The organism is Pedobacter caeni (assembly GCF_900129215.1).
GTDB classification, from domain to species: Bacteria; Bacteroidota; Bacteroidia; order Sphingobacteriales; family Sphingobacteriaceae; genus Pedobacter; species Pedobacter caeni.
The window spans coordinates 136,949-151,624 of sequence record NZ_FQUQ01000001.1 but is presented as its reverse complement, the minus strand read 5'-3'; the positions used below and the strand labels follow the sequence as shown (position 1 = coordinate 151,624).

Genomic DNA, 14,676 nt, shown 5'->3' with positions numbered 1-14,676 from the left:
AACAATATGTATAGACCGACATCTAAATTTTATCAGGTGATTATTATGGGCCTTTTATTCAGCTCATTGATTACACGTGCTTATGCGCAAAAAAGAATCTTGTTTGTAACATCTAATCAGGAATTTTATGGCAACAGTAAAATTGCTGCCGCTAACCACTTTGAGGAGATGGTCATTCCTTATCATCTATTTGTAAAAGCAGGGCTTACCGTTGATTTCATCAGTCCTAAGGGTGGGGCAATTCCGATTGGCTATATCAATTCATCTGATAGTATTCAGAAAAAATATCTTTATGATGCATTTTTCATGGACAAACTGCAGCATACTTTAAAGCCATCAGACATCAGGACAGACGACTATAGTGCAATTCTTTATACTGGTGGTGGAGCAGCTATGTTTGGTGTAGCAGAGAATGAAACTATTCAAAACATTGCAAGGAAAATTTATAACAAGAACGGAGTCATTGCCGCAATTTGTCATGGCACAGCGGGCTTAGCCTACCTAAAGGATGATGCCGGAAAATCACTGTATAGTGGCAAAAAAATTACAGGGTTTCCGGACAAGTTTGAAAACAAGAAAGCTGAATACTACAAAACATTTCCTTTTGTAATTGACCAGGCGGTAAAAAACAATGGAGGCAACTTCGTGTATTCTGATGAAGGTTGGGATGGTTTTACTATTGTTGATGGCAGATTTGTAACCGGACAAGACCCCAGTTCAGCATCAAAAATGGCTCATGAAGTTATCACACTTATTGAAGCTGGCAGCCCTCAAATACAGAAAGAAACAACTAAGAATATAGATAAAGTGTTTTCTGACTGGGCCAATGGTCCGGATAAACCAGGCGTGGCGGCAGGGCTCTTAAAGGATGGTAAAATTGTCTACTTAAAAGGATTTGGAAGCGCTGACGTTAATCATCAGTCAGACATCACTGCAGACACAAAATTTCAAATCGGTGCAATGTCAAAGCAATTTACAGCCTTTGCAATTTTATTGCTTGAAGAACAGGGGAAACTGTCTCTATCTGATGATGTTCATAAATACATTCCACAATTACCGGATTACGGATATCCCATCACCCTTAAGCAGTTGTTAAGCCAATCGAGTGGATTTGCTGACTTTTCAGCCTTAAAAGAAATTGCCGGTTGGAGAAGCAAAGATGTTTTTACACAGCAGGATGCGTTGGATTTAATCCTTCAACAAAAGAAATTGGATCATATTCCCGGTACAAAATTCTCTCAGACTGCGTCAGGGCTCATTTTATTGACTGAAGTCGTAAAGCAAGTGACCGGGCAAACCCTGGCAGCCTTTGCTCAGCAACATATTTTTCAACCTCTGGGTATGACCAATACCTTGTTTTATGACGACAATCAACTGATCCTTCCTAATGTGGCGCGCTCCTATCAAGTCGAAAAAAACGGGTTAAAGAATAATCCTATCAACTATTCTATTATTGGAACGACCAATCTTTACACTTCGGCTGCAGACCTGAGTCGCTGGTATCTCAATTTTGAGAACCCCAAAATAGGCAGTAAAAAATTAATTAAAAAACTGACTTCGCCCGTTACTTTAAATGATGGCAGCAGCACTTATAACCCTACTGCAGGAAGATTGCTATACGGACAGCAATATCAGCATGCAGAACGAGGTGTTCCAAAAATCTGGACTTATGGTTTAGAGGGTGGTTATGCCAGTAATATTTTCGTATTTCCACATCAAAATGTCACTTCGTTTGTTCTTGGCAACAACAATAGATACAATGGTGGTCTTACTATGAATATGGCCATTGAAGTGCTTGGGGATATATTTCCTGCACCCGCAAGGATTGATTTCAATAAGCTTAAAACCATAAAATTAACACGCCGGCAATTGGAGACCTACAGTGGCCATTATTGGGACAATGAAAATGCGACGGCTCGGAGGGTATACGTAAAAAATGACACCTTACACTACCAATCTTCAGACGGCAATAACGGAGACCTGCTGGTACCTGTATCAGAAAACGTTTTTCAAATGGTGGTTGATGGCGATGATGTGATCCTGGTGAAATTTCGTAAAGAAGGAGGCAGAATGAAAATGGTTTACACTTCCGGTGAAAGCGATGAGTATGTACACGAAGCCTACACCCCTATCAAACACACTGCTGCTGCTTTGGATGAGTTTAAGGGCACCTTCTATAACCATGCATTAAAGACAACCTACACGTTTTCCCAAAATGAAAAAGGCTTATTTACAAGCAATAAAAATCAACCTCTGATCAGTCTCAGTCCGATCCAGGCAGACCTGTTCTTAAGTAACTCCAGGAATTTTGGCAGTGTTCGGTTTGCCCGTGACCAGCAAAAAAACATTACAGGCTTTTATATAAATTCTGATAGGATTAAAAACCTGTTTTTTGAAAAACTAAATATTTCTCATCCGGGGGAGTAATTTGACCAAAGAAGAGCAAAATTTGACAAATTAATTTATTTAATATTACAGATTTTATAAACACAGAAAATCCATATATTGCTAACTTAAATTATGGAAAGTCGACTCATTTTTCTTTTTTAATACGTTAGCCTTGATTAGACCTTCAGGGTGATCCTACTTTTGACTGTACCCTGAGTAATCGGCTTAAGCATTAAATTAGAAATTTTGAGGTTATATATCATGTAATAAAACGAGGTTGATGGATCATCCATTCATAGTATACTTAAAAAACAAAACATCCCTGAAATTTGAATATAAAAGGGATGTTTCAATGGTTGTTCCTGCTGACAACGGGTATCGCATCACATTTAATAACGGGAAGAGCTATAATTATGGAGCTGACAAAGTACAATACCATCCATTTGTATCCAGACGGGAAAATGTGCGCATATATGAGAATGGCAAATTAAATAATTCATATCATGCTGTTGACAATTATGGTCGTTATTTGATTTTTCGAAATGGAGGCCGTTGTTCTCCTCCAATTGAAAACAATGCCAATATTGAAATCTGTGATATGAAAAAGAATATTGGTCAGACGGAGTCGGTAATCAATTATTTTAAGGAGATACTGAAAGAAAGTGGTGGGGTATCATTTGACATTCAATCGGAGGAGAAAGGTCCTGAAAAGCCGAATCAGATAAGCTTAGAAATATTACGCAAGGCTCTTGATGATATAGATATATTAGAATCAAGGACGGCACTATCCAACTACATTGATGGAATCAACCCGGCCGTTAGCAGTCAAAAAGAAACACTCATCTACCCTTTCGGGTGCAACGAGAGTCAGAAACTAGCGGTTGAGACTACGCTTAGAAATAGCATAAGCATAGTAGAAGGTCCTCCGGGGACAGGAAAGACCCAAACCATCCTAAATATTATAGCCAATCTTATCGTACAGAACAAAACAGTTGCAATTGTTTCAAATACGAACTCTGCAGTATTCAATGTGCGGGAAAAGTTAGAGAAATATGGCTATGGAATGGTTGTGGCTTCACTTGGAAATAACGACAACAAAACCTTATTCTTCGACAATATTGAAAAGCAAACGGTAAATCAGGATTTTAATATTCCGGAAGAAAGATTGACAGAAGCTATGAATGAGCTTCGCGAGTTGGATTCCATACTAATGAAGTGTTTTCAGTACCGGAATAAATTAGCCAACTTAAAAACAGAATTGTCGGATGCTGAACTGGAATTTCAGCATGTAAAAGCAGAACAACCACTTCAGCAGCACATAAAATCTGCGCTCGACAAGAAATTTTACCGCAGATGGAATTTCAGAAAGGCTTTAAATCTGAAAAAATTGCTTTCAGCTATTGACCTGAAAAACAAGTTATCTATCATCAACAAGTTGAGGCTTGTTCTGGGATATGGTTTATTTGACCTCAATAGCATTAATCAGCACAATGAGGCCTTACCTGTTTATGTTAACCACAAATTCTATGAATTATACATAGCAAAAATAAAAAACGAAATCCTCAAGGTTGAAGATTGGTTGGCATCTAACAATGAAGAAGGTAACCTTAAACACTTTATTGAAATATCAAAAGAGGTATTCAATGGAGTGTTATTTGAAAAATACAACCGTCTAGGCAAAGTTGCATTTAGGGCTGATGATTACCGTAATCTTTTTGATGATTTTACAAAGCATTATCCTGTGATTCTAAGCTCTACGCTTTCACTACACACGAGTATACCCAAAGGGCATCTTTTTGACTATCTGATTGTAGATGAATCTTCGCAGGTAGATATTATAAAGTCTGCCGTATGTTTTTCGTGTTGCCGAAATGTAGTTGTTGTAGGAGACAGTATGCAGCTTACCCACATTGTAGACAAGCAGAGTAAAGCAGCAGCAGAGCACTTTCGGGTCGAGTACAACATATCTCCCGCATATGACTATGTCAGGCAGAATATTTTGAACTCGCTGAAAAGCTTATATCGGGATAAGGTTAAATCGGTGCTGCTAAAAGAACATTACAGATGTCATCCCACAATTATTGGATTCTGTAATAAGAAATACTACAATAATCAGCTGGTTATTATGACTGCTACGGATCATCATCCATTTAGAATCATTGAGACAAATATATCGGGTGGAAAGGCCAACTACAATCAGAGACAGATAGATGAAACAGATTTCTATATCCGTGAGCACTATTCTGCAGATTATAAAAAAGTTGGGGTGATTACGCCATATAGAACCCATGCAGATATACTGCAAAAACAGCTGCCATCCGGAGCAGAAGCCGATACTATACATAAGTTCCAGGGACGAGAAAAAGAGGTGATTATTTTTAATACCGTTAAAAACAAAATAGGGCCATTTATTGATAACCCCAACCTGGTAAATGTTGCCGTATCAAGAGCCGTTAAAGAATTTATTGTAGTAAAACCGGAGTCGATGGATCTTCCTCACGGAACTAATATCGGTGATCTGATACGCTACATCTGTTATACCACTGACCCGGCTGAAACGATTGTCAAGGGCAGTATCTGTTCTGTTTTTGATCTTCTGTATAAAGAGTACAATAAGGCCTTCATACAGTTCCTTTTATCGAACAAGAACGTAAAAGGATCTGCCGCGGAGCTGATTATTTACAAGCTGTTGAGCGAGCATATATTGTTAAACAACATCCAATTTTCATCTATTGATATGGTCAGAGAATACAGGCTTAGAGACCTTATCCGGGATTTCCATCCATTCTCCGAAGACGAGATCAGGTTCATCGGGAATAATTCAAGAATAGATTTTCTGCTGTATAACAAAATTGACAAAACGCCCGTATTAGCTATCGAAGTGGATGGGGTTTCATTCCATGACAATGAATTGCAACAGGAAAGGGACAGCAAGAAGAATCATATTTTGGAAACTATAGGACTACCATTGCTTAGATTATCAACCGATGGACACAATGAGGAAACAAGAATTATTGAAAGTCTAAGCGTTGCAATGGGCTTGTGATGATTAACTCAAGGGCTACTGCCTTACCAGTTATTCACCTGGTTATATCACCATCCATTTCTATAAAAACATTAATCAGCTTTTCATTTTTATATAATTATTAGGCTTATTTTTTCATTTTTTACTTTTTGCGATGATACAATTAACAAATGGATTTTTAACTTAGTGCTTAAGAATCCCCCAAAAATAAATGCTCGGCAACCCGGAAATTGAAGGAAGACAAGTGCTCATTGATTTAAAATCAGGCGATGAATATGCATTCAGAAAGATTTTTGATCTGCATTATCAGAAACTCTATATGTTTTGCTACCGATTTTTAAAGAACAGGCAGCATGCAGAAGAAATTGTTCATGATGCGCTACTGAATGTATGGACAAATAGAGAAAAAATAGATGAAAATCGTTTTATTTTACCTTATTTATACACCATAACAAGGCGATTAGCGCTAAATGCATTGAGAGATATTGCTACATCACAGAAAGCAATGGATGACCTTTGGCTAAATATGAAGACATTAAGTAATGAAACTGAAGAAATAGTTTTATTGAATGATCTTAGTCAATTTATAGAAGATGCTGTGAACCAATTACCGCCACAGCAGCAGCTTGTTTTTAGAATGAGCCGTTATGAAGGACTTACTTTTGATGAGATTGCAGCTAAGTTAAACTTGTCCAGAAATACGGTTAAAAACCATCTTGTTACTGCTTTAAAAGCATTACGCACCCATCTTAACCAATCAGATACTGCCTATTTTACAGTTCTTTTTCTGGCTTTATTAAAATAAATTTTAGTCTAACTAGTCCTCATTTCATTTTACCGTGTAATACACTATATCTGCCCAATTTGGCCGATGACAAATTCTATGGCAAACCAGGAACGCTTAAACTCATTAATTAAACAATTTACTGAAGGGATCATTAGCAAAGAGGACTACATAGAGCTGATGGATCATTTTAAAAAATCAGAGGACACTGATCCGGTTTACGCAGCTATGGATAAGGTTTGGGAGCCAGAAAGACAAAGGGGCAACAAGCACCATACAGCGGAAGAGATGGATGCCCTTTTTATTAAATTGGTGAGCGATAAGCGATTTATCAAGCCGCGGAAAGTTAAGCTATGGCCTAAAATTGCAATCGCCGCTTCAGTTGTCATTGCAATAAGTGCAGGACTTTGGTTTTATATGCCGCAGCAGCGAACCGGCACTATGAATTCGCAAACAGTCGGAAATAATGATATTCCCCCTGGCCACAACACGGCCACTTTAACCTTATCCTCCGGCAGACAGATCAAGCTTAGTGATGCTAAAACAGGCATTGTTGTAAACGCCAGTAAATTAACTTATAATGATGGCATTGCGGTTGAGGAGGCCGAACCCAGCAGACAACTCACAATAACAACTCCGGCAGGAGGCACCTATCAGGTTCACTTGTCGGATGGCACTAAAGTATGGCTCAATGCAGCGTCAGTATTTAAGTTTCCTGCCAGTTTTAACCAATCAAAATATAGGAAAGTTGAGGTGATTGGAGAAGCTTATTTTGAAGTGGCAAAGGATAAAGCAAAGCCATTTGTGGTAACCTCAGCTAAACAGGAAGTAGAAGTACTCGGAACACATTTCAATATTAACAGTTATGCCAATGAGCATCACATTAAAACCACCTTATTGGAAGGCAGTGTGCGGGTATCCGTCCCCAATTCTCCAATTTCAAGCTTTCTTAAACCAGGAATGCAATCAACACTTACAAATTCAGGAATTAATATACAACAGCTTGAAGATCCTAAGGAAGCAATTGCCTGGCAGAGAGGTTACTTTACTTTTAACCGGGAAAATCTGGATCAGATTATGAGAAAAGTATCCCGATGGTATGATGTCAGCATCGATTACAAAGATGAAGAAGTTAAACAAATACCATTTAGTGGGACCATTACCCGGTTTACCAATGTCTCGATGGTGCTAAAAATGTTGGAGCTAACGGGTAAAGTAAAGTTCAAAATAGAAGGAAAAAATATTACAGTAAATCGCAAATAACGAGTTTATGTATCAACCAGAGACCAATCAAACCATGAAAAAGCCCATCAGTAGCGCATAGCAATTCCCGAAAATTGGTTTAAAAGAAGAAATGGAGCCGCTGAAGACGCCTCCTGAAATATCAACAAACCAATACAGTGTGACAAACAACGATTTAAGAAACTTAACAGACGACTGAATGTATAAAATCTATACTAAAAATTTTGGTTGGTGGAACCGCCATACCCCTACTATACTGCTTACTATGAAGCTAATTACGTTTATATTACTAACCACCTTTGTACAGGTAAGCGCTGCTACTTTTGCTCAAACCCTGAGTTACAGGCAAAAAAAAACAACGCTTGAACATGTCTTTAAGGAATTGGAGAGACAAACCGGATATACTGTTTTTTGGTCATCAAACAGTCTTGAGAATAAAACGCTGGATGTAAACTTTAAACAGTCAAATCTGGCAGAGGTAATGGAGAAATGCCTGGAAGGACAAGATCTGACTTATACTATTGATAATCATACTGTGGTGATCAGAGAAAAAGAGAAATCTATAATAGAAAGGTTCGTTAGCTATTTTAATCTTGTAGACGTTACAGGAAGAATTACTGATGAACAAGGGAAACCATTACCTGGCGCTACCGTACGGATTAAAAATGGAGGAAAAGCAACAATTACTGATGCAACTGGAAGATGGAGTCTAAACAAAATAGACGAAAGTGCAGTATTGGTTGTTTCTTTTTTGGGTTTCAAACCACAGGAGGTTGCGGTGAAAGGGAAAAGCATCATCGACGTACGGCTGATTCCATCTATGTCAGAACTGGATGACGTAGTAGTAGTTGGTTATGGAACGACCAAAAGAAAAGATCTGGTAGGTTCTGTAGCCAGCATCACTGGTGATGATTTGCGTCAACAGGTAGCCACTAATTTCACACAGGGACTGGTTGCCAGAGCCCCGGGTGTTCAGGTAAGCAGGCCCAATGGGATGCCAGGGGCAAGTGCTTCTATCCGTATCAGAGGACTTTCGACGGTTTCAGGAGTTAATGATCCCCTATTTGTAATTGACGGCATCCCTATTCAGCTTTACAATGGCGGAGGTTCGTCAGCAATGAGGACTGCGCCAGGCTTAGGATTAATGGATCCTCTCGCAGGTATAGATATGAACGATATCGAAAACATCGAGATTTTAAAGGATGCTTCCGGAACGGCCATATATGGTTCAAGAGCAGCTAATGGAGTCATCATTATCACTACTAAAAAAGGAAAGGCCGGACAAAAACCAGTTTTCAGTTTCAGTTACGATGCCTCTGTTGACAGGCAGAATAAGTTTCACGACCTGCTTTCGGGGCCTGAATACGTTAGCTTAATAAAGGGAATTTATGAAAAAGCAGGGCAGACTATTGAAGATGAGAATTTTCCAGGTAACAGCAATACGGATTGGCAACGTGCGGTTACCCAGGTAGGCCTTGTTCAGAATATAAATGTTAACCTATTGGGCGCTTCTAAAGATGGTGGTACAGTTTATGGTTTCTCAACAGGATTGACAGATCAGAAAGGTATACTGATTAAAAGTGGTTTTAAACGATATTCTGTACGTGCGAACGTAGAATCTAAGGTACTTAGCTTTTTTAAAGTAGGAACAACCCTGAATTTTAGCAGCAGTACACTTAATGGTGGAGGATTAGGGCCAACATTTATGAATTCATCTGTTTTAACTTACAGACCGGATATTCCCGTTTACAACCCGGATGGAACTTATGCCAAAGCTTCGGGTGGTGACAATCCGGTAGCAGAACGCCAAAATACTGATGTCAATGAAAGTCAGCGTTTACTGGCCTCCGGATTTGCAGAATTGGAAATTATCCCCGGTTTAAAGCTCAGGTCTTCACTTGCATTTGACATCAATAGCAATGCAGGCTATCTCTACTACCCCAGCTGGATGACTTCCAAAATAGGTTCTGGTACAAAAGGAACCCGGATGGATAGAAATTACAAGTATACGAACAGGATATTCGACAACACTTTAAACTACTCAAAATTGTTCGGCAAACATCATATTGACGTAGTTTCCGGTGCATCCTGGACGCTCAATATGAGTACAGCCGTATCTATTAGCAGCGAAGATTTCCCCAATGATGATGTCCTGAATAATCTGGGGTCTGCCGCACGTATAACCGGTGCCGGAGATATAAAGGAAAGCAGTGGACTCGAATCATTTTTTGCCCGTGCCAATTATGATTATGATGGTAAATATTATTTAAGTTTAAGTGGCAGAGCTGATAATTCTACCAAGTTTGGTCCTGAAAACCAGTGGGGATACTTCCCCTCTGTTGGCGTAGCCTGGCGCTTCTCTAAGGAGAAGTTTATGGAAAAACTGAATTTTTTAGATGATGCCAAACTGAGATTTACTACCGGCAAAACCGGAACCTCTGCTTTTGGAACTTTCGGATTTTTAACACTGTTTAATACAGGTTTTATGTTTGATGGAGTTAGTGGTGTACGCGCTAATCCGGATGCCGGACGTCCAAATCCAAATATTCGCTGGGAAAGTACCACACAAACTGATGTCGCATTAGAACTAAGTTTCCTTAAATCCAGATTGAGGGCTTCGGTAAACTATTACAGCAAATACACCAAGGGCTTAATTACGGGGCCGGGTGTTCCACTTTCCAGTGGTTATACTTTTGAAACCAGGAATGTTGGTGATCTGAGTAACCGGGGGTGGGAGTTTACTTTTAGCGGTATACCGGTAAGCACTAAAAATTTCACCTGGATTTCTGATCTGAACGTGACTTTCAATAAAAATAAAGTGGAAAAAACTTACGGAACAACCTTGTTTGGCCGAACACCTATAACGGAAGGACTGCCACTTAACGGAATTTTAGGGTATAGAACTAACGGACTTTACCAGAGTAAGGCAGAGGTAGATGCAGCGAATGAGCAAGCCAGGAAAAAGTCAGGGAACCCAAGGGCCTATTATCAGACGGTGCAAACTTCTGCAGGTGATGTTCGCTATGTAGATACCAATGATGATGGGATAATTAACGCTGCCGACCGTCAGATTTTAGGTTATGCCCAGAATCCAAAATACTTTGGGGGATGGAACAATACTTTTAGATACAAGCAATTCGAATTGAGTGCTTTGTTGCAATTTGATGTGGGTAGCAAGTTGTTAAGAGAGATGAGTATGGATAGTTTTAGGGGATGGGGTTTTAATGTATCACCTAAAGTTTTAACTGCCTGGACTCCGGAAAACCCAAATACAGATCAACCGAGAAATGTGATAAATGGTCCGCAGCAGAATGTTGATACCAGAACGGACCGTTTTGTAGATGACAGTTCATTTTTACGGTTAAAGAATGTTCAATTGAGCTATGTGTTTCAAAACGATTTGCTGAAAATGTTGTATGTACAGCAAATCAGAGTATTTGTCGGGGCAAGCAATTTGTTGACCTGGACAAAATATAAAGGACTCGATCCGGAAGCAAACAGCGAAAATTCGTTTACCGACCATGGAAGGGATACCGGCGTTTACCCACAAGCCAGAGGAATGAGCTTTGGAGTTAATTTTAAGTTTTAAACGATTAAAAATAAGATATGAAGACGATGAAAATAGTATATACAAGTTGCACCTGTTTGTTATTGTTTTTGACCCAGGCATGTGAGCTGACCGAGGTTACTAAACTAGCCCCTCACCATAAGCTGGGTGAAGAAACGGTGGTAACAGACATCCCCTCCGCTGAAAAGTTGCTTAGTGGTGCGTATTACAGTTTGAAAGATGAAGCTATGGCCAACCAAATGGGCATTTACACCAGTTTAATGGGCTTGAATGTGGTTTCTACGGCTGTTTCGGGCATAGCATATACCAACAATACGGTACAAACTACAGATGCTAACATCAATAATTATCTGTATGCAGGGCCTTATCAGTTGATACAAACCGCAAACTGGGTGATTGATAAGACCGGGGCATTGAAGGTAAACGATCCGCGAAAGATACAGATTATTGCTGAGGCAAGATTTTTAAGAGCACTAGGGCATTTTTACATCCTCCGTTTGTTTGGAGAGTTCTGGGATGTTAATTCGAAATTCGGTGTAGAAATAAAAGATGCCCCAAAACTGCCCGTTGCCCCCCGTTCAAGTGTTAAAGCTTCGTACGACTTGATTCTATCTGATCTTGACGAAGCCATTTTGAATGGTAAGGACTATGTGAAGGGCAGTAAAAAAGGTTATGCGACCAAACTTGCGGCTAAAGCCATAAAAGCAAAGGTATTACTCTATAAAAAGGATTATTCCGGTGCTGCAATCCTTGCCAAAGAGGTAATGGCAGGTCCGGCAGAACTGGCAGGTAATTTTGTTGATCTTTTTCAAAAACAAAAACATATGTCTGACGAAGTGATTCTTTCGGCCCTGGTATTTGCGACGGAGAATAGTTCCGGTACCGGTAAGAATTTTTATTGGATCAATGCCGGGAATTTCTTGTCGCCCCGCTACACTGCATTGCTGACAAACGATGCCAGAAAAGCGATTATTGTAAGAAATTTCAGAGATCCTGCTGATCCGTCAAAATGGCGTGGAAATGGCAAGTTCAGTGTAGGTGTGGATGGTACCAATTATGATACGGAATATTATTTCAGACTGGCCGAGGCCTATTTGATTTATGCGGAAGCGGAAGCGCGAAGAGATGGAGGAGTTTTAACGGATGCGCTAAATGTACTAAATGCATTAAGAGTAAAAAGAGGAATGACCGGAGTAACGGCACAGGATAAAACCCAGTTACTGGCCCTGATCAGAACTGAAAAGGAACTTGAACTGGGTGCGGAATCCGGAGAGGACTGGTTTGATCTTGTAAGGTATATTAAAAACGGAGATGTACAACCCGCTGTTGTTAAGCCAAGTTTGCAGGATGCAGGAAAACTAATATTACCTATCCCCCAGTTGAGTATTGATGCCTCAAATCATATCATTGCCCAGAATCCAGGTTATTAAATAAGCTTTGTGAACTAAAAATAGAGGATTTATCCATGAAAAGAAATGTAATACTGTTGTGCCTGATTGGCATTGTTTTCCTGGCCAACGCCCAGAATAAAAAGGATACCGCTATAGCGAAAAAAGAATATACAATTAATGGGTATATAGAAGGTTTGCAAAAACCCTACGTCTACATTTCCATAAATTATAAAAAAGATTCGTTGGCTGTTAAAGATGGAAAATTCAATTATAAAGGGAGTGTAGACGAACCGACCTCTGTCTATATTTCTTATGATAAGCCTTTTGGCCAGACTTTTTATGTTGAAAATGTTCCGGTTGAAATTAAAGGGAATGCAAATGCTCTTGCAGACGTAGAAATTAAAGGTGGTCATACGCAAAGCGAATGGCGTGTTCTTGAAGAAAGTACAAAAGAGCTCCGGGCTGAAAGAAGGGGCTTGAATAAAGAATTCCACAAAGCCAATAACGCAAGGGATTTTGAAACCCGGGGCATGGTTATGGATAAGCAGGATAAGCTTCAAGCTAAATTTAATGAGATTTCGAAGGCATATGTCGCAAAAAATCCAAAAAGTTATGTCAGCTTAAATGAAGTTAGAAATCTGCAATATTCTTATCCTGAATATCAGGAATATCTTGAGGTCTATGATATGTTAGATCCTTCATTAAAAAAAACCAAACTAGCTGAACAAATTGAAGCTTCTTTAGCGTTTTCTAAAAGAGGCGCAGTGGGACAACATCTCGCTGATTTTACTCAGAATGATCCCTCCGGTAAACCGATCAGTCTTTCTTCTTTTAAAGGAAAATATGTGTTGGTTGACTTTTGGGCTGCCTGGTGTGGTCCCTGCAGGGCGGAAAATCCCAATGTACTAAAGGCTTACAATGAATTTTCTGCAAGAGGCTTTACCATATTAGGGGTTTCTCTGGATGAGAATTTAGAGAAATGGAAAAAGGCCATTGAAGATGATAAACTGCCATGGACTCAGGTTTCAGATCTAAAAGGCTGGAAAAACGAAGTTTCAACTTACTTTGGCATCCGTAGCATTCCTGCAAATTATCTGATCAATGCAGAGGGAATAATTGTAGCCAAAAATTTAAGAGGTGTAGCGCTTGAAAACAAACTCAAGGAATTACTAAAATAAATAGAAATCGGGATTATACATTAAAAATATCTCTTAAAATCAAGGATCAAAGGCGCCGGAAAAATTACTTTTCCGGCGCCTTTTTTTGTTCCAGACCCTGGTTGGATGGAAAGGATTTTTTAGATTTAGCTTAGCTATTCTTCAATGGCAGCATCTGATAATTCCCGGCACCCAAAAGCATGATCAAAGAATTAACAGCATTGCCAAACACCCTTATGGTACCTGCCTTAACAATCGTACAATCAAGATTTTCAACCTCCACAGTAAGGACTACATTTCCCGTTCCGTTTAGTATTAATGAAAAAGTATGTCCTGTAATTTTGTTACAAGTATATAAGTCAATTGCCCCTGTAAGGATTATGCTCCTAATTTTGGTGTAGGTTATTGTGATCTTGGGAAGAGGTCTGTCTGAGCCATTATCATTGAATGGAATCGCATCAATTAAAAGTTCATTATCACGCACTTCAAATTTGGTATCTATTCCAGATCTTTTGCTGCTAATACTTACTTCGGGGCTTTCTCCTTTTTGGATCAATAGCTGACATTTACCAACTACCCTAATCGTATTAAATTCGGGCAATTCAGGTTCAATATTCATTAAGCACGGAAATTGTTTTTTTTCTTTTGTTTTTTGTATACCATGTTTTAAACCATGTTTGGGCTTGCATGTGCTTAAAACAGAAAAACAGGTTCATTTCGGTGCTGTTGCTTTTATCCATAGTTTCGGTAACCACACGGACAGCCTCGAGTTCGCTGAGCATTACAGCAATATCTTCCTTATAGAAGTAACGCTTACCATATTCACACTTTAATAAATACTCAACCGCTGCTTTGTTCGCCTCAATTGGAAAATTCACTTGATAAGAACTACTGACAATTGCCATAAAATCATTGATAACCTGGGTAGGTTTTACATCTAACAAAGCACAGAGCATTCTAAAATTTGGAGGAATGGTAAGATTTAAGGGCATATGCTTCGTTGCGTACATTTCTGGAACTTCCTGGTACTTTTTAAATACCTTATACATCTTTGTTTTATAAGTATTCTTTTTCATGCGTTTTCACTTTAATTGAGGTATCAGTAATGGATGGAATGTGAG

General features: G+C 39.2%; 9 protein-coding genes. 7 read left to right on the top strand and 2 right to left on the bottom strand.

What is annotated here, in order from left to right; genetic code table 11:
* The first annotated feature begins 6 nt into the window (after nt 1-6).
* The 7 genes from BUC20_RS00580 (at nt 7) to BUC20_RS00550 (ending at nt 13,576) form a co-directional block, all read left to right on the top strand.
* Nucleotides 7-2,427, top strand: a complete 2,421-nt coding sequence (locus tag BUC20_RS00580) for a serine hydrolase (protein WP_073226081.1) — start codon at nt 7-9, stop codon at nt 2,425-2,427.
* Between the two features lie 241 nt (nt 2,428-2,668).
* Complete coding sequence (locus BUC20_RS00575) at nt 2,669-5,434, top strand: AAA domain-containing protein (RefSeq protein WP_073226079.1); 2,766 nt, start codon at nt 2,669-2,671, stop codon at nt 5,432-5,434.
* A 190-nt stretch (nt 5,435-5,624) separates the two neighbouring features.
* A complete protein-coding gene (locus BUC20_RS00570; protein WP_073226076.1) occupies nt 5,625-6,218 on the top strand; it encodes an RNA polymerase sigma factor in 594 nt (197 codons plus the stop codon).
* Nucleotides 6,219-6,296: 78 nt separating this feature from the next.
* Nucleotides 6,297-7,460: a FecR family protein gene (locus tag BUC20_RS00565; protein WP_073229300.1), complete on the top strand. Its 1,164-nt coding sequence runs from the start codon at nt 6,297-6,299 to the stop codon at nt 7,458-7,460.
* A gap of 244 nt (nt 7,461-7,704) precedes the next feature.
* Complete coding sequence (locus BUC20_RS00560; protein WP_159441024.1) at nt 7,705-11,028, top strand: SusC/RagA family TonB-linked outer membrane protein; 3,324 nt, start codon at nt 7,705-7,707, stop codon at nt 11,026-11,028.
* A gap of 26 nt (nt 11,029-11,054) precedes the next feature.
* The gene (locus tag BUC20_RS00555) at nt 11,055-12,437 is read left to right on the top strand and encodes a RagB/SusD family nutrient uptake outer membrane protein (protein WP_159441023.1); all 1,383 of its coding nucleotides are present in this window, start codon (nt 11,055-11,057) and stop codon (nt 12,435-12,437) included.
* Between the two features lie 35 nt (nt 12,438-12,472).
* Nucleotides 12,473-13,576, top strand: coding sequence for a TlpA disulfide reductase family protein (locus BUC20_RS00550; protein ID WP_073226068.1), 1,104 nt, complete (start codon nt 12,473-12,475; stop codon nt 13,574-13,576).
* Nucleotides 13,577-13,706: 130 nt separating this feature from the next.
* Here the strand turns inward: BUC20_RS00550 and BUC20_RS00545 are convergent, their stop codons facing one another.
* Nucleotides 13,707-14,174, bottom strand: coding sequence for a GIN domain-containing protein (locus BUC20_RS00545; protein WP_073226066.1), 468 nt, complete (start codon nt 14,172-14,174; stop codon nt 13,707-13,709).
* Nucleotides 14,164-14,631, bottom strand: coding sequence for a hypothetical protein (locus tag BUC20_RS00540; protein ID WP_073226063.1), 468 nt, complete (start codon nt 14,629-14,631; stop codon nt 14,164-14,166). Before BUC20_RS00540 ends, BUC20_RS00545 begins: the two co-directional genes overlap by 11 nt.
* Nucleotides 14,632-14,676 lie beyond the last annotated feature (45 nt).